At 64.8% G+C, this 18,628-nt stretch carries 18 protein-coding genes and 1 pseudogene; 13 read left to right on the top strand and 6 right to left on the bottom strand.

Features of this window, described 5'->3' with window-relative positions:
* The 4 genes and pseudogenes from ACLKOZ_RS21955 to ACLKOZ_RS21940 all read left to right on the top strand — a co-directional run.
* Positions 1 to 232 (top strand): annotated as a pseudogene (locus ACLKOZ_RS21955) (ABC transporter permease); the annotation flags it as partial.
* Complete coding sequence (locus ACLKOZ_RS21950) at positions 229 to 1,146, top strand: carbohydrate ABC transporter permease (protein ID WP_436478328.1); 918 nt, start codon at positions 229 to 231, stop codon at positions 1,144 to 1,146. The pseudogene ACLKOZ_RS21955 and the gene ACLKOZ_RS21950, both read left to right, overlap by 4 nt.
* Positions 1,147 to 1,154: 8 nt before the next feature.
* Entirely contained in the window at positions 1,155 to 1,847 is a 693-nt protein-coding gene (locus ACLKOZ_RS21945) for a Poxvirus protein I5 (RefSeq protein WP_337351575.1), read from the top strand.
* Between the two features lie 39 nt (positions 1,848 to 1,886).
* Complete coding sequence (locus ACLKOZ_RS21940; protein ID WP_436478326.1) at positions 1,887 to 3,152, top strand: MFS transporter; 1,266 nt, start codon at positions 1,887 to 1,889, stop codon at positions 3,150 to 3,152.
* A 40-nt stretch (positions 3,153 to 3,192) separates the two neighbouring features.
* Here the strand turns inward: ACLKOZ_RS21940 and ACLKOZ_RS21935 are convergent, their stop codons facing one another.
* Positions 3,193 to 6,684 carry a family 78 glycoside hydrolase catalytic domain gene (locus ACLKOZ_RS21935; RefSeq protein WP_436478324.1) on the bottom strand — a complete coding sequence of 1,164 codons (3,492 nt, stop codon included), beginning with the start codon at positions 6,682 to 6,684 and terminating at the stop codon, positions 3,193 to 3,195.
* The gene (locus tag ACLKOZ_RS21930) at positions 6,684 to 7,943 is read right to left on the bottom strand and encodes a Gfo/Idh/MocA family protein (protein ID WP_436478322.1); all 1,260 of its coding nucleotides are present in this window, start codon (positions 7,941 to 7,943) and stop codon (positions 6,684 to 6,686) included. Before ACLKOZ_RS21930 ends, ACLKOZ_RS21935 begins: the two co-directional genes overlap by 1 nt.
* Positions 7,944 to 8,280: 337 nt before the next feature.
* Here ACLKOZ_RS21930 and ACLKOZ_RS21925 point away from each other — a divergent pair, with 337 nt between their 5' ends.
* From ACLKOZ_RS21925 to ACLKOZ_RS21900, 6 genes are all read left to right on the top strand, one after another.
* A complete protein-coding gene (locus ACLKOZ_RS21925; protein WP_436478320.1) occupies positions 8,281 to 9,000 on the top strand; it encodes a YesL family protein in 720 nt (239 codons plus the stop codon).
* A gap of 209 nt (positions 9,001 to 9,209) precedes the next feature.
* Positions 9,210 to 10,739, top strand: coding sequence for an extracellular solute-binding protein (locus ACLKOZ_RS21920; protein WP_436478318.1), 1,530 nt, complete (start codon positions 9,210 to 9,212; stop codon positions 10,737 to 10,739).
* Complete coding sequence (locus ACLKOZ_RS21915) at positions 10,740 to 11,714, top strand: ABC transporter permease (RefSeq protein ID WP_337351579.1); 975 nt, start codon at positions 10,740 to 10,742, stop codon at positions 11,712 to 11,714.
* Complete coding sequence (locus ACLKOZ_RS21910) at positions 11,714 to 12,586, top strand: carbohydrate ABC transporter permease (protein WP_337346036.1); 873 nt, start codon at positions 11,714 to 11,716, stop codon at positions 12,584 to 12,586. The genes ACLKOZ_RS21915 and ACLKOZ_RS21910 overlap by 1 nt, the downstream gene beginning before the upstream one ends.
* 42 nt (positions 12,587 to 12,628) lie before the next feature.
* Positions 12,629 to 13,357 carry a rhamnogalacturonan acetylesterase gene (locus ACLKOZ_RS21905; RefSeq protein WP_436478316.1) on the top strand — a complete coding sequence of 243 codons (729 nt, stop codon included), beginning with the start codon at positions 12,629 to 12,631 and terminating at the stop codon, positions 13,355 to 13,357.
* Positions 13,358 to 14,029, top strand: coding sequence for a DUF1961 family protein (locus ACLKOZ_RS21900; protein ID WP_436478314.1), 672 nt, complete (start codon positions 13,358 to 13,360; stop codon positions 14,027 to 14,029).
* Here the strand turns inward: ACLKOZ_RS21900 and ACLKOZ_RS21895 are convergent.
* The 4 genes from ACLKOZ_RS21895 to ACLKOZ_RS21880 all read right to left on the bottom strand — a co-directional run bounded on the left by ACLKOZ_RS21895 (position 14,026) and on the right by ACLKOZ_RS21880 (position 16,221).
* On the bottom strand, positions 14,026 to 14,484 hold the full coding sequence (locus tag ACLKOZ_RS21895) for an N-acetyltransferase family protein (protein ID WP_436478312.1): 459 nt from the start codon (positions 14,482 to 14,484) through the stop codon (positions 14,026 to 14,028). The two genes, ACLKOZ_RS21900 and ACLKOZ_RS21895, sit on opposite strands and share 4 nt — an antisense overlap.
* 53 nt (positions 14,485 to 14,537) lie before the next feature.
* On the bottom strand, positions 14,538 to 15,062 hold the full coding sequence (locus tag ACLKOZ_RS21890; protein ID WP_436478310.1) for an N-acetyltransferase family protein: 525 nt from the start codon (positions 15,060 to 15,062) through the stop codon (positions 14,538 to 14,540).
* Positions 15,059 to 15,409: an ArsR/SmtB family transcription factor gene (locus ACLKOZ_RS21885; RefSeq protein ID WP_436478308.1), complete on the bottom strand. Its 351-nt coding sequence runs from the start codon at positions 15,407 to 15,409 to the stop codon at positions 15,059 to 15,061. Before ACLKOZ_RS21885 ends, ACLKOZ_RS21890 begins: the two co-directional genes overlap by 4 nt.
* A 71-nt stretch (positions 15,410 to 15,480) precedes the next feature.
* On the bottom strand, positions 15,481 to 16,221 hold the full coding sequence (locus ACLKOZ_RS21880; protein ID WP_436478306.1) for an aquaporin: 741 nt from the start codon (positions 16,219 to 16,221) through the stop codon (positions 15,481 to 15,483).
* Positions 16,222 to 16,266: 45 nt separating this feature from the next.
* Between ACLKOZ_RS21880 and ACLKOZ_RS21875 the strand changes: the two genes are divergently transcribed.
* The 3 genes from ACLKOZ_RS21875 to trxB all read left to right on the top strand — a co-directional run bounded on the left by ACLKOZ_RS21875 (position 16,267) and on the right by trxB (position 18,479).
* Positions 16,267 to 16,938 (top strand): helix-turn-helix domain-containing protein, encoded by a 672-nt coding sequence (locus ACLKOZ_RS21875; RefSeq protein WP_436478304.1) that lies wholly within the window; start codon positions 16,267 to 16,269, stop codon positions 16,936 to 16,938.
* A 101-nt stretch (positions 16,939 to 17,039) separates the two neighbouring features.
* Complete coding sequence (locus ACLKOZ_RS21870; protein WP_337346042.1) at positions 17,040 to 17,462, top strand: arsenate reductase ArsC; 423 nt, start codon at positions 17,040 to 17,042, stop codon at positions 17,460 to 17,462.
* Positions 17,463 to 17,489: 27 nt separating this feature from the next.
* Positions 17,490 to 18,479, top strand: a complete 990-nt coding sequence (gene trxB / locus ACLKOZ_RS21865; RefSeq protein ID WP_436478301.1) for a thioredoxin-disulfide reductase — start codon at positions 17,490 to 17,492, stop codon at positions 18,477 to 18,479.
* Positions 18,480 to 18,628 lie beyond the last annotated feature (149 nt).

Below are 18,628 nucleotides of genomic sequence, written 5' to 3'. Positions count from 1 at the left end.
CCACGCGTTCCAGATCTTCAGCTCGGCCTACATCATTTCCAACGGTGAAGGCGGCCCCGCCGGCTCCACCCTCTTCTACACCCTCTACCTGTACCTGCGCGGCTTCAGCGACTTCCGGATGGGTTACGCCTCGGCGATGGCCTGGCTGCTCCTGATCGTCGTCGGCATCATCACCCTGATCATCTTCCGCACCTCCAAGTCCTGGGTCCACTACAGCGGAGACGCAAAATGACAACCATGGCAACCCCCACCCAGTCCACACCGGACGCGCAGGCGCCGCACTACAACCCCAAGTCCGAATCGGTCACGGCTAAACGGGCCAAGAGCGCAGCCTTCCACATCGTCGCCATCGCCCTCACGGCAATAGTCCTCTACCCGGGCCTGTGGATGATCGCCTCGTCCTTCAAGCCGAACTCCGAAATCGGCGGAACGAACACCTCGCTGTGGTCCAACAACTTCAGCTTCGACAACTTCGTCACGGCCATGGACGGAATCGGCGGGGTGACCACCCTGCAGTTCTTCACCAACTCCCTGATCCTGGCCATCGGCGCCGTCGTCGGCACCATCCTCTCCGCGTCCGTCTCCGCGTACGCGTTCGCGAGGATCAAGTTCCCCGGCCGCAGCATCTTCTTCGGCATGATGATCGCCACCCTGCTGCTGCCCTTCCACGTGGTGATCATTCCGCAGTACATCATCTTCAACCAGCTCGGCCTGGTGGACACCTACATCCCGCTGCTGATCGGCAAATTCCTCGCCGCTGACGCGTTCTTCGTCTTCCTCATGGTCCAGTTCATGCGCAACCTCCCGGCCGAACTGGACGAGGCGGCACGCATCGACGGTGCAGGCCATGTCCGGATCTTCACCTCCATCATGCTCCCGCTGATGAAGCCGGCGCTGATCTCCACCTCGATCTTCTCCTTCATCTGGAGCTGGAACGACTTCCTCGGCCCCCTGCTCTACCTGAACACCCCGGAAAAGTACCCGCTGCCCCTGGCCCTGCGCCTGTTCGTGGACCAGACCCAGTCCTCGGACTACGGAGCCATGATCGCCATGTCCGTCCTGGCCCTGCTGCCCGTACTGATCTTCTTCCTGGTGTTCCAGCGCTACATCGTCGAAGGCGTCTCCACCCAAGGCCTCAAGGGCTGATAGAGAATATGAGCACTATGGACAGCACCACGCCCGCTTCAGGCCGCAATGAACCGATCCCGGTAAACCGCTTCGCACTGTTTTCCGAGACCCTGCTGGCCGGACTGTTGGTGCTGGTGCTGTCCATTCCGCTTGTCACCATTCCCGCTGCCTACGCGGCCGGTATCGCCCACCTGGAGCGGCACCTCTCCGGGCGGGACGATTCCCTCCGCGGCCTCTGGGGCACCTTCAAGGCTGCCCTGCCCGGCAGTTGGAAACTGGGAATCACGACGGCGGCAGCCGCCGTCGTGATTGTCCTGAACCTGTTGCTCGCAACAGTTGGGCAACTGCCCGGCAGTGCCGTGGTCCTCCCGGCCACGCTCATCCTGGCAACGGCCGGTGCGGTCCTGCTCCTGCGCACCACCGCAGCCTGGTCCGACTTTGCCGGCCCTGCCTCCGCCGCCCGAAACACCCCGGCGGCCCCCGGCGCACCCGCCGAAGCTCCGCCGTCGTCCGCCTCCAAGTCCGCGTCCTGGTCCTCCGCCCTGGAAACCGCGAAGGCCCTGTCGCTCCGCGATTGGACCGGCTCCCTCCTCCTCGTGGCAGCACTGTTCGCCGCCGTTGTTTTCGTGTGGATGCTTGTAGCGCTCTTCGTGGTAGTGCCCGGCACGCTGATCCTGGCTGCGGCGTCGGTAAAAATGCGTTCCACCCGCGTCCAGTAATTCTCTGCCCTTCACCTTTCCTACCGAGTTGAGTCCGACGTGTCTTCCGACCGCCCCCAGTCCGCAGAGTCCCTTCGTCACCCTAAAGGCCCGGTTCGCTGGTACTTCCCGCTGACGCAGCACAACTATCGCCTCTATATGGGGATGACCCTGGCAGGCAGCATGGGTGTCTGGATGCAGCGCCTGGCCCAGGATTGGCTGGTGCTCCAGCTGACAGGCAGCCCGGCTGCCGTTGGCGTCGCCGTGGCACTGCAGTTCCTGCCCATGCTGATCGTGGGTCCGCTCAGCGGCCTGCTGGTGGACATCTTCCCCAAGCGCCGCGTCATGATGGTCTGCCAGTCCGTGATTGTCCTCCTGGCCGCGGGACTGGCAGCGTCGGCCGCCACCGGCAACATCACCGTGTGGATTGTCTATGGAAGCTGCATCGCGCTGGGCATCACCTCCGCGATCGACGGTCCTGCCCGGCAGGTCTTCGTCAATGAAGTAGTGGGCGACGCAGGTCTCCGGCCGGCAATCGGCCTCAACAACGCCATCGGACAGCTCGGCGCCATGGCCGGGCCAGCCCTGGGCGGGGCGGTCATCGCCTACGCCGGATCCGCGGCGGCCTTCGCGTCGAACGCTTTCCTCGGACTGCTGGTCCTGGGCATGATTGCCGGCATCCGGCCGGCCCTCCTGCACACGGACGCCCCGGCTGTCCGCGGACACGGCCAGCTCCTGGCCGGGTTCCGGTATGTCCGGGACAGGCCTTCGCTGCTGCTCATTATTGCCCTGGCAGGATTGCTGGGTGCATTTGGCATGAACGGACCGGTAGTGCTGGCGGCCTTTGCGGAGCGTGAGTGGCATAACGGCGTGGAAGGTTTTGGCCTGTTCAATACGGTGAGTGCCGTCGGTGCCCTGGCTGGCGCCCTGCTGGCCGCCCGCCTCCGGACTTTTGGGCGGAAGGGGATCGTGGCCGCCGCCGGCCTGTTCGGCCTGGCGCAGCTCGTAGCGGCGCTCATGCCCAACCTGGTTCTCTTTACAGTGATGCTGGTGGTGGTGGGCCTGATGACCCTCCTGTTCCTGACCAGTGCCGCTACGGCCGTCCAGCTCGAAGCCGGCCCGGAAGTCCGCGGCCGGGTCATGGCCCTGTACCTGCCGTTGCTGCTCGGCGGCCACGCCCTGGGTGGCCTGCTGGCCGGCTGGCTTACTGAACAGTTCGGCGTCCGTACAGGCCTGGTGGTCACCGGCGCCCTGGGCATGTGCTCTGCCCTTGTCATTGGCTTCCTGCTGTGGAGGAATTCACGTCGGATTGGCCCAACTGGGTAGCAGTTAATGTCGTTTTGGACGGTCAAAACGACATCTGCTGCTACCTAGTTGGGATGGGGGACGCTGGTGAGGATTCCTTGGCTGGCGTGAAGATCCACGTGCCGCTGTGGATCCGGAAATCACGCGGCGCCTGATTGCCAAGGTCAGCGGTTCCGCCCCCGGCGCCAGGGTGCGCGGCACCGCCTGGACCGGAACGCACGACGGCGGGTCCCGCCGTCGGGCCTTGGATTGCGTAGGTGCCGGCCGGCAGCCGTACGGTCGCCGTGACGCCGGCCGGAACCGTGCATTCGAGCTGCATGCCGGCGGATGTCCGCCGCCAGCTGACAAATACCGCGCCGTTGGGCACTGGGACTCGTCCCTTAGCATGTTCCAGCCGGCAGATCGGCGGTTCGATGAGCAGCTCACTGCCTCCGGGTACGGTGACCCGGACGCCTAGCAGGAACTCCAGGATTTCCTTCACCACGGAGGCCGACCAGGCGTGGGACTGGCTGTAGTCGGTGCCGTCGACGAGGTCCCAGGCTTCCCACGTGAAACTGGCGCCCTGCTTGAGGAGCCGCGCCCACCCCGGCTGGTCCGCAGACGTGAGCAGGTCCAGGACCGCGTCGATCTGCCTCTGGGCCAGGAGGGCTCGGACCAGGCGGTGCACGGTCATGGGTCCCTGCCGCATGCCCTGGCCTGCGATCCTTTGCGCATCTGCGGCTGCGTGGGAGGAGTCGGTGATTCCGAGGGACAGCGGGAAGGACGTGGCGTGTTGGGAGGCGTGGGTGCTGGGGGTTCCGTCGGCGTGTAGCCCGTCAACCATCACGCCGTTCACGCGCAGGCGGGTGCGGATGGTTTCCGCGAGGGCGCCGGCGTGGCTGGCGTACCGGACGGCCGCGTCCTCCTGCCCGGCCAGGCTGCACAACCGTGCCGTGGAGATCAGCGCTGAGTAGGCCTGGGCGTTGACGGTGGTTTTGGCGGCGCAGTCCATGTCGTAGCCGAAGCGGCCGGGGGCTGGCCAGTCCACGATGCCGTGCAGGTAGGGGCCGGAGCCGCCGCCGAGGTCGGTGACCAGTCCCGCCGTCGGGCCCGCCGTGGCGAGGTACCGCAGGGCGTAGTCCGCGGTGTTCCGGAGGTGGGGGAGCAGTTCCGATACGAGGGCGAGGTCTGCGGTGCGGTGGTGGTATTCCTCGGCCCATTCGGGCATCATGAGCGAGAAGTCGGGGATGTCCCGTTTGCCGTCACCGTTGGGGTAGACGGCGTTGTAGCGGCCCAGGTCCTCGCCCTCGGTCCAGTAACGGGAGGCGGACCAGCCGAATTCGCGCAGTGCCTGGGCGGTGTAGGCGTGTTCGCCGAACAGGGCCATGGTGGCGTAGGAGATGTTGACGGCGTCGGCCAGGAACTGGCCTTTCTCCCGTGTGGGTGTGTCCACGAACTGTTCCTGGATCCCGTGCAGCGCGGAGTCGCGCAGCAGCCCGAATACCGAGTCCAGGGTTGGGTCGGAGCTGCTGAAGCTTCCCTCGTCCGGGTGCCGTCCGTGGACGACGACGGCGCCCACCCGGGACAGGTCCGAGGCCTCCACGCCGGGGAGTTCCAGGTAGCGGAAGCCCAGATGCACGGTGGCGCGGAACTGCTGCAGTCCGTCTGCCTGCGTGTAGGGGAAGGACATATCAGTGTTCTGGCTGGCCGTTTTGCCCTGGTCTACCCGGCCGTTCGCGTCCAGGCTGTAGCCGGCCCGGATGATCAGCGTCCGCCCGGACACGCCTGTGAGGAAGTCCACTTCCGGGCGGGCCGGGATGACCTTGCCGAAGTCCGCCACAAGCGTGCCGTCAGTGGCAGTCAGGAACGACTGCGGGGCGACAAACGTCTCGGACACGGAGGTTCGCCGGGGGTGCAGCGCCGGAAACTGTGGGACCGGGTGGCGGCCGTAGCTCAGGGCCGGTGGCATGTCCTGGCCGGCATCCAGCGTTGCCGCGGCTTGCCCGTCGAAGTGTTCCACGGGATCGCCCTCATCGTTGCGGTAGCCGGCCTGCCGGTACGGCGCCTCGGTGGCCGTCCATTCCGGGCCGGATCCGAAGACTTCGCGGCGGCCGTCGGTGTAGTCCACGCTGAGCCGGACCAGCAGTCCGGGCAGGCCAGCGGCCCTGCCTTGGCCGGGGCCATACCAGTGCAGGAGGGCGGTCAGGGGAACCTCGACGGGTTGGTCAAGCGGGGCTGGTTGCGCCCTTTTGCCGGGCTGGTGTTGCTCTCCCGAGGGTTCGGGCGGTCCCGGAGGCTGCGCAGCGAGCAGCGCGGTGACGTCGGCGGCGTCGTAATATCCCTCACCGGGGTAGGCGAAGGAAGTGGTGCTGAGGCAGGCAGTTCCGCCCAGGGCGATCTGCGTGTGATGGCTGGCTGCAGCGAAAAGGCGTGCCCGGGCGACGGTCCCCGTAAGCCGGAGCGTGCTGCGGAAAAGCGTCCATTCGTCGGGCTGCCGGTGCGCCGTGGTGCGGGCCCAGTGCCCGAGGAACGCGCGGGCCTCGTCAGCGCTGTTGCTGAACTGGTGGTCCAGGAGTACTTCATCGCCAGGAATGTCGTTAGTCACAGTGCCGCCAGCGCCACCGGTTGTGGCGCCGGCGTTGGTCCCTCCAGTGATCCGCAGCGAAGCGTACTCGGCTTGGCTACGCGGACCCTGGTGCAGGGCGAGACGGCCCTCAAACCCCGCGGGGAGCGGCTCATTAACGGTGAGCAGCTCGACGCCGTCGAGGGCAACGGTGATTGTGGTGCCGTCGTCGGCCACAGCCAGGTCCTGCCACGTGCCGGGGAACAGGTCCTTGCCGGGCAGCCTGTCCTGGCTGGCCACGGCTCTGCGGTCAAGCTGGGCGCTGGCCAGGACGTCGGTCGGCGGAGTGGCGGCGGCGGGGATTTCCCAAGCGGGGGCGCGGCGGAGTACTACGTGGCCCGCGGTGTTCAGTTCCAGCAACAGTCCAGTGCCCGCGCCGCTGCTGCGGAAGAGCAATCCGGCCCAGCCCATGACGGGCCGGAGGCGGGCCTCCAGTGTGAACCGGCGAACGGGAGTGCACGGAACCGGGATGAACGGCGAGCCGGCAACGCGGAGGGCGTCTTCGAGGACCTCCAGCGGAGCCTGGCCGCCAGGTGCCCGGTGGATCCAATCGGCACCCCACCCACGGTCCGAAAGTCCGGTGCTGAATGGCTCTGCTTCAGACCATGGCCCGGGATTGCCTCCGGCGTCGCTCACCCGGACCCGCCAGGTGTAATCCGCATCCTCGGCCAGGTCCGGACCGCCATAAGGAACCCCGGATTGGCGGGCCGAGGGAACGGGGCCGGAGAACCAGACTTCGGCTCCCGCCGAATCCTTGACGGCAATTTCGTAGCCGGTTTGGCGGGCCGCGGCGGGATCGGCATCCTGCGGCTGGTTCACCCGCCACCCGAATACCGGCCGCAGGGAAGCAGTAAGGCAGGGGGTCAGGCCGTGAGTCAGCAAGCCGGAAGCCTGCAGTTCGCCTTGGCGGGTAAGAGTCGGAGTTGTTTCCTGGACGGGGGAGAGGCCCATCAGGAAGCTGATCCGTAAGCCGGAAGTGCCCAGGGAAGTCCGAGTTCGCTGAAGGTTGCGTGCTCTTGCGTGGCGCGCTCCAGCGCATCCTCGATTCCGACGACGACGGCGTGGGCGGCGTCGCCCTCACCTTCCCACTGGACATAGTCAGCTCTGATCAGGGCTGGCTGGGGTGCCGTCCGGATGGCTTCCAGCACCAGCATGAAGGCGCCGCTGTCCACGAGCGGGCTGATGAGTGTTGTGCCTTCGCGGCGGTGGGCGAGGAGGTTCTCCGTGAGGTCGTCCCGGCCGAAGACCTGCTCGGTTTCCCCTGAGGGCGTGCGTACAGTGAGGCGGTCCTCGGTGTAGTGGAACACTGCCTCGCCCTGGGAGCCCTGCAACGTCACATACGGTTCCACAGATTCCGTGGCGCAGATAGTGAGCGCACACGTGACGGGCAGTCCCATGATGGTGCGGATCCGGATAACCGAGGTGTCGTCGGACTCGATGTCGTTGGCATGATAGAGGTCCGTTTCCACGGAGGCAACGTCCTCGACCGTGCGGGCGCCGGCGATGCGCAGCGCGGTGGCCACGGCATGCGCCAGTGGATTGGTAGCCACGCCATCAACCACGTCCACGCCGTCAATGCTTCGCTTCCCGGCCCAGCGGGAGCGCTGGTAGTAGGCCTTGTCGCGGACCCAGCGGCCGGTGGCAGAGATGCCCTGCAGCGTGCCGATGTCTCCGCTGGCCAGTAGTTCCTCGATGGCCTGCAGCGCGTGTGAGCCCAGGCTCTGGAAGCCGATCTGCACGCTCCGGCCGGACGCCCGTGCGGCATCGCAGAGGGTGTTGAAGTCGGCCAGGGACGCCACCGGCGGCTTCTCCAGGTACAGGTCGGCGTTGGCGGTGAGCGCGGCGAGGCCCAGCGGGGCGTGGGTCTGGATGGGGGTGGCCACAATGATCAGTTCCAGGCCTGATGTGGCGGCAAGCAAGTCGGTGAGCCCGGGGAAAACGGCCGCAGTGTCCGGAACGGATCCCGGCGCCGGTGGCTGGGGATCGGCAACCGCAACGAGTTCGACGACGCCGGCAGCCTGCAGCCGCTCAAGGTTGCGCAGGTGATGGGTGCCGAAGCCGTGGACGCCGACCAGCGCAACTCGGGCCGGGCGTAGAGGCCCAGCCGCGGTTTCGGGGCTCCGTCGACGGGAGGGGGCAGGCTCGTCGGCCTGGACAGGCTCTTCATTTCGGGACTGTGACTCGGCGGCTGTGCCGGCTGGCTTTCCCATCGGTCTCCGTTTCTGCCCGCAGGCATCAAAACTCAGGTCCGGCGGCAGCGTCGGGATGGCGCCGGAGCAGACGTTGCGCCGCTCCCTTCATGCCGGCGTTGGCACGCGGGAACGGGGCCGAAACGCCCTGGGCCCTTGCGGGAGGTTTCCCAGCAAACGCTTTCCAAGATCCAGTGTGGACCACGCCGGGGTGGTGAGTCCAGCAATGTAACGATTCAAAAACTAGCTTGACCTGCCCGCCATGAGGGGTCTAGATTGCGAGAAACCGATTACTCACGTGACGCCCGCCACTCTGGAAGCGTTTCTGCAACGATGGAGAACCGAAGGGAGCTTTGCCATGCTGGCTGGAAGTTTCAGTTCACGCGCCTACTCGTTCTTTGACACCCTGCTGTGGATCGCCTGCCTCAACCTGCTGTGGATCCTCTTCACCCTGTTTGGCCTTGGCGTACTCGGGGCCGGACCGGCGACGGCTGCGGCTCAAATCCTGGTTCGGCGGAGGGCTCGGGGGGAAGCGGCGCCGTTGCTCAGGTCCTTTGCCAGGGAGTACTTCGCGAACTTCATCCGTGCTAACGCGCTGGCGCTGCCCGTCATGGCGGTGGCTTTGGCCTTGGCCATGAACTGGAACTACTCGTCCGGCACGGGGGACCTGATGTCCCAACTGGTCGCGGCCGGCACATTTGTGGCGGCTATCTTCCTTGCCGGCGTGGTCTGCTACCTCTTCCCCATGTATGCCCGCTACGAACTGCCTCTGGGCCAGTACCTGATGACCTGCTCCCGCTTCGCTATCCGCCATCTGGCGGGCACTGTGATCCTGCTGTTCGTTACGGCTGCGGCTGTCTACGCGAGCCGCGCGTTGCCGGGACTCATCCCGTTCTTCAGTATCGGCGCCTGGCTGTACGTGACCGGCTGGCTTTGCGACCGGTTCTTTGCCGCCAACGACGAGTCCGTCGCGGCCCTTGCCCTGGCGGAGGAGGGCGCCGGGGATTCCGGGGCCCGCACGGGTGGCGGCAGCATCGCCGTCGGACATTCCAGGCCCCAGGGGGCACCCGTTGGATGAGCCGCACGCCACCGGGCTGCACCAAAGCGCGGCCTCCTTCGGAAGCCCCCGGGATGTTGCCCTGCTCAGCGCAGGCAGAGTCCTCGTGAGTTGCAGTGAAACGTATCAAAAGCTGGCCCCAGCCGGCACCAAGTTACACCTGAACCGCAGCAACTGATCCGCCGGGAAAAATACCGGAACCAACCCCAAAGAAGTGGAAAAGGAACAACATGATCACTAGGAAATTCAGCCTGGCCGCCGCCGTCGTGACCGCCACCGCCCTGACCCTGACCGCGTGCGGTGCCGGGGAAACCCAGTCAGCGGACCTGGCCACCATTAATGTGATGGCTCCGTTCCTGGAAGCGCAGCCGCCCACACCTGATGGGGCCGTGCAGCAGAAACTGGAAGAACTCACCGGCAAGGACGTCAATATCACCTGGACGCCCAACGCCTCCTACGAGGACAAGATGAACATCACGCTGGCGTCCTCCGAGATTCCGCACGTCCTGGTGGTGCAGAGCAAGTCCCCGGGGTTCGTCAAAAACGCCGAGGCGGGGGCATTCTGGGACCTCACCGACAAGCTCGACGCGTACCCCAACCTGAAGTCCACCTTCCCGGAGGTGGAACAGAACGCCAGCATTAACGGCAAGGTCTACGGTGTCTTCCGTGCCCGGAATCCGATCCGCTCGGCCGTGATGTTCCGCCAGGATTGGCTGGACAAACTGGGCTTGGAGGCTCCGAAGACCACCGAGGACCTTTACAAGGTGGCTAAGGCCTTCACTGAACAGGACCCGGACGGCAACGGCCAGGCCGACACCTGGGGCATCACCATCCCGAAGTGGGGTGCCTTGGGGTCCAACAGCCCTTACGACATGATCGAGACCTGGTACGGCGCCGGCAACCGCTGGACCGAGCGGGACGGGAAGCTGATCCCGAGCTTCGAGACCGAAGAGTTCATCGAAGCCAACCGCTTCGTCAAGAAGATGGTGGATGAGAAGCTCATCAACCCTGACTTCGCCACGTTCGATGGCACCAAGTGGAACGAGCCGTTCTTCAACGGCAAGGGTGGGATCATCGTGGACGTCGACTCTCGCGTCAGCGTCCTGATCAACCTGTTCAAGCAGGCCAACCCGAACGACTTCGAGAACAAGGTGGGCTTTGTTGGTGGGCTCGAAGGCCCGGACGGTGAACTGAACACGCACCCCACCGACGGCTACTCCGGCTTCCTGGCCATCCCCAAGACCAGCGTCCGCACCGAGGCTGAGCTGAAGACCGTACTGGAGTTCCTGGACAAGATGAACTCCAAAGACACCGCCGTCCTGCTGAACAACGGGATCGAGGGCGTGAACTTCACCCTCGAAGACGGCAAGGCCGCCACCATCAAGCCTGAGACCCCTGAGGGCAAGGTAGTCAACACCGATATCAAGAGCTACGCCCAGTTGGGAACCAACGTCACGGGCAACAACTTCTACCCGGTCAAGCAGGCTTCCGAGTATGAGCAGGAAGTCTTCGACCGGCGTATTGAGGTCATGGCTGAGGACCTCAAGAGTGCCGTCTACAACCCGGCCGCTGCTTTCGTCTCGCCCACCTATGTGGCCAAGGGTGCGCAGCTGGACAATATCGTGGCGGACGCCCGCATCAAGTACCTGGCCGGCCAGATTGATGAGCAGGGCCTGAAGGACGCCATCAAGCTGTGGAAGACCAGCGGGGGCGACAAGGTCCAGGAAGAAATCAACAAGCTCTGGCAGGACAGCAAGTAAATGTCGGCCCCTGTCATCGACGCCCAGGCCGCGGAGCGGGGGCAGTCCCCTGCCCCCGCTCCGCGGAAGCGCGGCAAGTTTTCGGTCCATTTCGCGCACTACAAGTGGCTGTATCTGTTGCTGCTGCCGGGTGTGGTGTATTTCGCGGTGTTCCGCTACGCCCCGATGTACGGGGTGTCCATCGCGTTCAAGGACTACGTCCCGTTCCTTGGGGTGAACGGCAGCCCTTGGGTGGGGGTCCAGCATTTCCAGGACTTCTTCTCGAACCCTGACTTCGCCCGGTTGCTGGGCAACACCCTGATCCTGGCCTTCCTGAACCTGGGCATCGCCTTCCCTCTGACCATTGTGCTCGCGCTGCTCTTGAACGAGGTCCGGCTCTCCATCCTCAAGCGCACCGTCCAGACCCTGGTCTACATCCCGCATTTCCTGTCCTGGACCATCGTGGCGTCCCTGAGCTTCCTGCTGTTCGCCCTGGACTTCGGGCCGTTGTTCTTGTTCATCAACAACGTGCTGGGCACGGACATTGACTTCCTCTCCGACCCTGCGTGGTTCCGGCCGCTGATTGTGCTGCAGGAGATCTGGAAGAACACCGGCTGGGGGACCATCATCTTCCTCGCAGCCCTGGCCACCGTGGACCAGGACCAGTACGAGGCCGCGATCATCGACGGCGCCGGACGGTTCCGCCGGGTCTGGCACATCACGCTGCCCGGTATCCGCTCCACCATCATCGTGATGCTCATCCTCGCGATCGGGCAGATGCTCAACACCGGCTTCGAGCAGATCTACCTGATGACCAACGCCCTGAACCGCGATGTCGCCGACGTCTTCGACACTTACGTCTACTTCGTGGGCATCACCCAGGGCGCCTACAGCTACTCCACCGCGGTGGGCCTGTTCAAGTCACTGGTGGGCATTGTGCTGATCTTCGGCACCAACGCCCTGGCCAAGCGATTCAACCAGAGCGGACTGTTCTAATGAAGATCCACAACACCACGGGCGGGCGGATCTTCGACGCCGCCAACTATGTGTTCCTGACCCTCATCGGCGTCATCACGCTGCTGCCGTTCGTCTATGTGTTCGCCGGCTCCTTCGCCACCGAAGCCGAAATCACCCGGCGGGCCTTCTTCGTCTGGCCCGAACAGTTCTCCCTGGGCGCCTACGAATACATCTTCTCCACTCCGGCATTCATCCGCGCCCTGGTCACCACAGTCCTGGTCACCGCCGTTGGCACCGTGGTGCAGCTGATCCTGACCGTGACCATGGCCTATCCACTGGCCAAACGGAACCTCCGCGGCCGGCAGCTGATCCTGTCCCTGGTGGTCTTCGCCATGGTCTTCTCCGGCGGCATGATCCCCACGTTCCTGCTGGTCAAGGATCTGGGCCTGCTCAACTCCTACTGGGCGCTGATCCTGCCGGCGGCGATCAACCCGTTCAGCCTGATCATCATCAAGAACTTCTTCCAGGAGCTCCCCGCCGAGCTGGAAGAGTCCGCGAAGATGGACGGCGCCACCGAGGTCGGGATCCTCTGGCGGATCCTGCTCCCGCTCTCCAAACCCGTGCTGGCAACGTTCGCGCTGTTCTACGCCGTGGGGATCTGGAACGACTTCATGTCACCCCTGCTCTACCTGAGTGACAACTCGAAGTGGACCCTGCAGATGTACCTGCGCCAGGTCACCGCCTCCTCGGACCTGCTGGGTACCGGCAACGTGGACCCGAACTACATCCCCCCGGAGCAGGGCATCAAGTTCGCCGTGATCGTGGTGGCCACCCTGCCCATCCTGATCTTCTACCCGTTCCTGCAAAAGCACTTCGCCAAAGGCATGCTGATCGGCTCGGTCAAGGGCTGACTCCGCATCGGAGCGCCGACTCAAACCAACAGAAAGCACAGAATGAAAATCCTGCTCGCCGGAGATTCCACGGTGGCCAACTGTCCCACCCAGGAGTACCCCATGAGTGGCTGGGGGGCGCACCTGCCCCGGCACGTATACTCTTGGGCCGCTGTATACAACTTCGCCAAGGGCGGGGCCAGCACGGAGTCCTTCCGTGAGGAGGGGCTCTGGGGGCAGCTCCTGGAAACCGCCGCTGAGGGCGACCTGGTCCTGATCCAGTTTGGCCACAACGACCAGAAGAAGGTCCATCTCGCAGCCCGGACCGGTTATGCCGCCAACCTGCGCACCATGGTGGCGGAAGTCCGGGCCTTGGGTGCCGTGCCGGTGCTTTGCACCTCCGTGGAGCGCCGGCACTTCCTGGATACCCCGCCGTCGGATGCTGTCCTGGAAGAAAGCCTGGAGGACTACCCCGAAGTGGTGCGGGAGATCGCACTTGAACTGCAACTGCCCTCCGTCGATCTTAACGCCTGGACCCGCGGGCTGTACCTGGAGCTGGGGGTTGAGGAGTCGCAGTCCCTGTTCTGCCATTTCGGGCCGGGCGAGCACGCCTTCTGGCCAGCCGGGCTGGCAGACAACACGCACTTCTCCCAACGCGGCGCGTCCCTGGTGGCAGAGGAAGTTGCCACCCAGCTGGGACGGCTCTGCTTCGGCCTCGGACAGCCAGGCTTCGAGGAAAGCTCGACGGCGGGACTGACGGCTGAGGATTTCACGACGGCGGGAAGGGGCTAGGTGGGCGCGTTGCAGGCCGGTGCAGGACTGCTGTACAGCAACCCCCTCGCCGGACCGGCGGACGTTTCAGGCTGGGTGGCGGAAGGGCCGCTGAGCCTGGGCAGCCACAACGGCGCACTTGCGCTGTCCGGCTCGCTGGACGATGAGGAGTTCGGGGACCAGGCGCACTGGACGTTCTGGTGCCCGGAGGAGTTCCCGGACGGCATCCGGATCAGCTGGGAGTTCCTTCCCCTCGCCGAACCTGGCCTTGCCATGCTGTTCTTCTCGGCTGTGGGCCAGGGCGGGCGCGACCTGTTCTCGGCTGACCTGGCGCCGAGGACCGGTTACTACCCGCAGTACCACTCCGGCGATATCGATGCCCTCCACGTCTCCTACTTCCGCCACAAATACGAGTCCGAACGGGCCTTCCGTACCTGCAACCTCCGGAAAAGTGCCGGTTTTGAACTGGTAGCCCAGGGCGCGGATCCGTTGCCGCCCACCGAGGACGCCGTCGATTTCTACCGGCTGGAAGTAGTCAAGGACGGGCCGCTTGTGTCGTTCGCCATCAACGGGCTTCCCCTCTTTGAATGGTCGGACCCGTCCGGCAAACTGCTGGGCGGCGGCCGCATCGGCTTCCGCCAGATGGCACCGTTGAAGGCCGCCTACCGGAATTTCAGAGTGGAGAAGATCTAGGGCCGCACCGCCTGGATAGCGCGAACCCTAAGTTCCTCTGCTGGTCCGAAGCCAAGCCGCCGATAGAAGCTTTGCGATTCGGAAGAAGGGGAGAGGACCATGCGCGCCGCACGAATGCGCTCAGAGAACTCGATGGATGCGTCCACCAGTCTGCCCCCGACGCCGCCGTTCCGGAAAGCCGGAAGTACGTAGACATTGCCCAGATAGACCCAGCACGAAGCTTGCTTGCCGGGCTTGGGCATCCGCTGGAAGACCAGCAAATTGAGCATGCCGATCAACTGGTTATCCTGCTCGGCCACAAAGAACTTCCGCGGGTTCGCTTCCATCCAATTGAGGTAGGCATCTTCAAAGTGTGGGTCATCGGGAGTGGTTGGATCCTGCTCAGCTGCCCAGGTGGCCCGCAGCGATGCGAGGCCCCTGGAATCGTCGGCCCGGGCTTCACGTATCATCACCATGCCTTGCACGATAGTCTTGCGGGCAGGCAGGAGCGACCACTGACGGAACCTTCTCAGATGGCGGGGGACCGGCGTTCGATGAGGATTGTGTCGCGCCACTGCCCACTGAGTGGCCCGTGCGCCATCCGTGCGATGCGGTGCCTGCGTCCGACAACGACGTAGCCGTTCGCGAGGTGCAGCTTGAGGCTGGCCTCATTCTCGGGAAAAACGCTGGCCTGGATGGTCCAGATGCCGTCGCGCTCCGTGGATTCCGCCAGTGCCCGGAGCAGCGCTGCCCCCAGGCCGAGTCCGCGTGCAACGGCTGCGACATAAACAGAATGTTCCACCACGCCGGAGTAGACGGGGCGTGCAGAGACCGGGGAGACGGCAGCCCAGCCAAGGATTCCACGTTCAGCGTTTTCGGCCACGAACCGGTGGCGGAGCAGTCTTGAGTTGTTGAACCGTTCCCAATCGGGCGCCTCTGATTCGAAGGTAGCGTGGCCGGTGGCAATTCCTTCGCTGTAGATCCGCTGGACATCCGGCCAATCGACGTCGCGCAGGGGGCGTATCGCCACAGCGGACTGTTCCGGCACAGTCACAGGGTTGCCAGGATTCCGGCCGCCTCTTCCAAGGCCCCCGGTACCAGCGAGTAATAGGCCCACGTGCCACGCTTTTCGCGGTGAAGCAGTCCGGCCTCGACCAGAATCTTCAGATGGTGGGAGACCGTGGGCTGGCCAAGGTCCAACGGATCGGTGAGGTCGCACACGCAGGACTCGCCGGACGAATCAGCCTTCACGATGGACAGTAGCCGGAGCCGGTTCGGATCCGCGAGTGCCTTGAAGACCAGGGCTTTCTGCTTCGCTTCCTCAGCCCCCAGGGCAGGCGTCCCTGTCGGAGCGCAGCAGGCGTCGTCGGTGGCCGGCTCGAGTACGGGCAGCAGGTTCATGTACCCATTATGCCCCAATATTGACGGTCATCAATGTATGAAGGGCGGGGCCTGGTGCCTGGAACTGGAGGCTATGAACCTGCGGCGCGGGAATCATGCGGAAGCACGACGTCGTCCGCAGCGCGGGCAGCGGAGGGGAAAAGGATGAGGAGAAGGCCAAGTCCGACGGCGGCGCCCACAAGTTGCGCCACGATGAAGCCGGGAACAGAGGGTGGGGCGATGCCGGCGAAGGTGTCGCTGAAGATGCGCCCAAGTGTCACGGCAGGGTTCGCGAACGACGTCGAGGACGTAAACCAGTAGGCAGCTCCAATGTAAGCGCCCACCGCGGGGGCAGCAAGGACGCCGCGGGACGTGGCTGCCAGGGCGAAGATCAGCAGGATGAGCCCCGCGGTGGCGACAACTTCAGCCAGCAGATGCCCCGTGCTGACGCGATCCTTGGTGGAGATGGACGTGCCAACGTCAAACATGGCATTAGCCAGCATGCTGCCGGTGATCGCCCCCACGGTCTGGGCAGCTACATACGTACCGAGCTCAGGCAGCGTCAGTCCTGTGCCGCTGCGCCGACCCAGGACCCAGTCCACGAGGGAGACCACAGGGTTGAAGTGGGCACCGCTGACGGGGCCGAGCATCAGAATCAGCACAGTCAGCCCCAGCACGGTGGCAGTGCTGTTCTCCAGGAGTTGCAGGCCGACGTCGCCGGGCGAGAGCTGCTGGGCTGAGATCCCGGAGCCGACGACCACGGCCACAAGCAGGCTGGTGCCGAGCAGTTCGGCGACGGCGCGACGCCATAGCGGCGGCTGGTGTGAAGTCATGGCAACAGCTTGACGGAAAGAATTCACTCAGTCAAAATTGAATCAATGACTATTGAGGTGAACGAATTTCGCGAGCGGGTCGCCAAGTATGCCGCCCTTGCCGATCCTGCGCGTCTGCGCATCGTTGACTTGCTCACCCTGGGGGATTTCTCTCCGAAGGAACTGCAGGCAGAGCTGGGGATGCCGTCGAACCTGCTGTCCCACCATCTTCGCGCGCTGGAAGTGGCAGGGCTGGCAACTCGCCACCGCTCCGAGGCTGACAAGCGCCGCAGCTATGTGGGACTTGCCGCCGGCGCCCTGCAGGGCCTCGTGCCGGGGGCCGGGCATGGTGCCCGCCGAGTGCTGTTCGTCTGCACCCGCAACAGCGCCCGGTCCCAACTCGCGGCCGCACTCTGGCGGCAGGTCAGCGAAATTCCGTCGATATCGGCGGGAACGCATCCCGCGGACCGCATCGCCGCCGGGGCCATTGAGGTGGCCCGCCGGCATGGCGTGGAACTCGCGGAAGTTCCTCCGCGCCGGTTGGACCAGGTGGCGGAGGAGGGGGACTTCATGGTGACAGTGTGCGATAACGCCCACGAGGAGCTCGTTGGACTCGGTAATGCCCACTGGTCGGTCCCGGATCCGTTGCGCCTCAGCACTGAGAACGCCTTCGAGGACGCCTTCATGGATATCTCCCACCGCGTCAGTGACCTGGCGCCGCGGCTGCTGGCCGCCTGATTCCGCTTGGCGCGGCCTTATTTCAATCAAATATTGACAATCATCAATGTATGCCCCGATACTCACTGTATCGACGACTATCAATGTTCCAGGAGAACCGCGTGAGCACCGAAACTGCCAAGAAGCCTTCCGTTCTTTTCGTCTGCGTCCACAACGCCGGCCGCTCCCAGATGGCCGCCGCGTTCCTCACCACGCTGGCCAAGGGAGAGATCGAGGTCCGCTCCGCCGGGTCTCAGCCGGCAGACAAGGTCAACCCGGCCGCCGTCGAGGCGATGGCAGAGCTCGGGATAGACATGTCCGCCGAGATCCCCAAGGTCCTCACCACCGAGGCCGTCAAGGAATCGGACGTGGTGATCACCATGGGCTGCGGTGACGAATGCCCCTACTTCCCCGGCAAGCGCTACGAGGACTGGGTCCTGGAGGATCCCGCAGGCCAGGGCGTGGACGCCGTCCGCCCGATCCGCGACGAGATCAAGACCCGCATCGAGGGCCTTATCGATTCCCTCATCCCGGCTGCCAAGTAACCCCGTCCCGAACCAGGAGGTACCTTCGTGAGCGACACTGCGAACAGGGAACAGCTGATCATCATCGGCTCGGGCCCCGCCGGCTACACGGCCGCCATCTACGCCGCCCGGGCAGGGTTGAAGCCGCTGGTCCTCGCCGGGTCGGTCACCGCCGGCGGTGCCTTGATGAACACCACGGAGGTTGAGAATTTTCCAGGCTTTCCCGGCGGCATCCAGGGGCCTGAGCTGATGGACGGGCTGCAGCAGCAGGCGGAGCGCTTCGGCGCGCAGGTAATGTTCGACGACGTCACTGAGGTCACGCTGACCGGTCACCTGAAACGCGTGGTCACCGGCTCCGGCGAGACGTATGAGGCGCCGGCTGTCATCCTCGCCACGGGCTCCGCCTACAAGGAACTCGGCCTGCCGGAGGAGAAGAAGTTCAGCGGCCACGGCGTCTCCTGGTGTGCCACCTGCGACGGGTTCTTTTTCCGCGACCAGGACATCATCGTGGTTGGCGGCGGGGATTCGGCAATGGAAGAAGCGACTTTCCTGACCCGCTTCGGAAAGTCCGTGACCGTCGTCGTGCGCAAGGGCGAGCTCCGCGCCTCCCGGATTATGGCCCAGCGGGCCAAGGACAACCCGAAGATCAGCTTCGCCTGGAACTCCGCCATCACGGCCATCCATGGCGATGGCAAGGTCACCGGCGTGACCCTGACCGACACGCGCACTGGCGAAACCCGTGAACAGGCCGCCACCGGCATTTTCGTGGCAATCGGTCATCTGCCACGGACAGAACTCGTGGCTGGCCAGGTGGAGCTTGACGCCGAGGGCTACATCAAGGTCGACTCGCCCACCACGGTCACCAACCTCACCGGCGTGTTCGCCTGTGGGGACGCCGTGGACCACCGTTACCGTCAGGCCATCACCGCAGCCGGAACCGGCTGCGCCGCGGCCCTCGACGCCGAACGCTACCTCGCCGCGCTGGATGATGCGGACAGCATTGCCACTGCGCTGGTGGAGGAACCCACCCACGCTTAGGCCCCAACCCGGGGGAGGAGGTGAGCTGAATGAACACCGGATGCTGCGGCGATGATTGCTGCGACGAAGATCAGGACTGCTGCTGACCTCCCCTCCCTCCACCCAACTAGGTAGCAGCAAGTGTCGTTATGGGCGCTCAAAACGACATC

Source organism: Arthrobacter sp. R4, assembly GCF_051365025.1.
Classification (GTDB): Bacteria; Actinomycetota; Actinomycetes; order Actinomycetales; family Micrococcaceae; genus Arthrobacter.
This window is presented reverse-complemented; position numbering and strand designations above follow the sequence as displayed.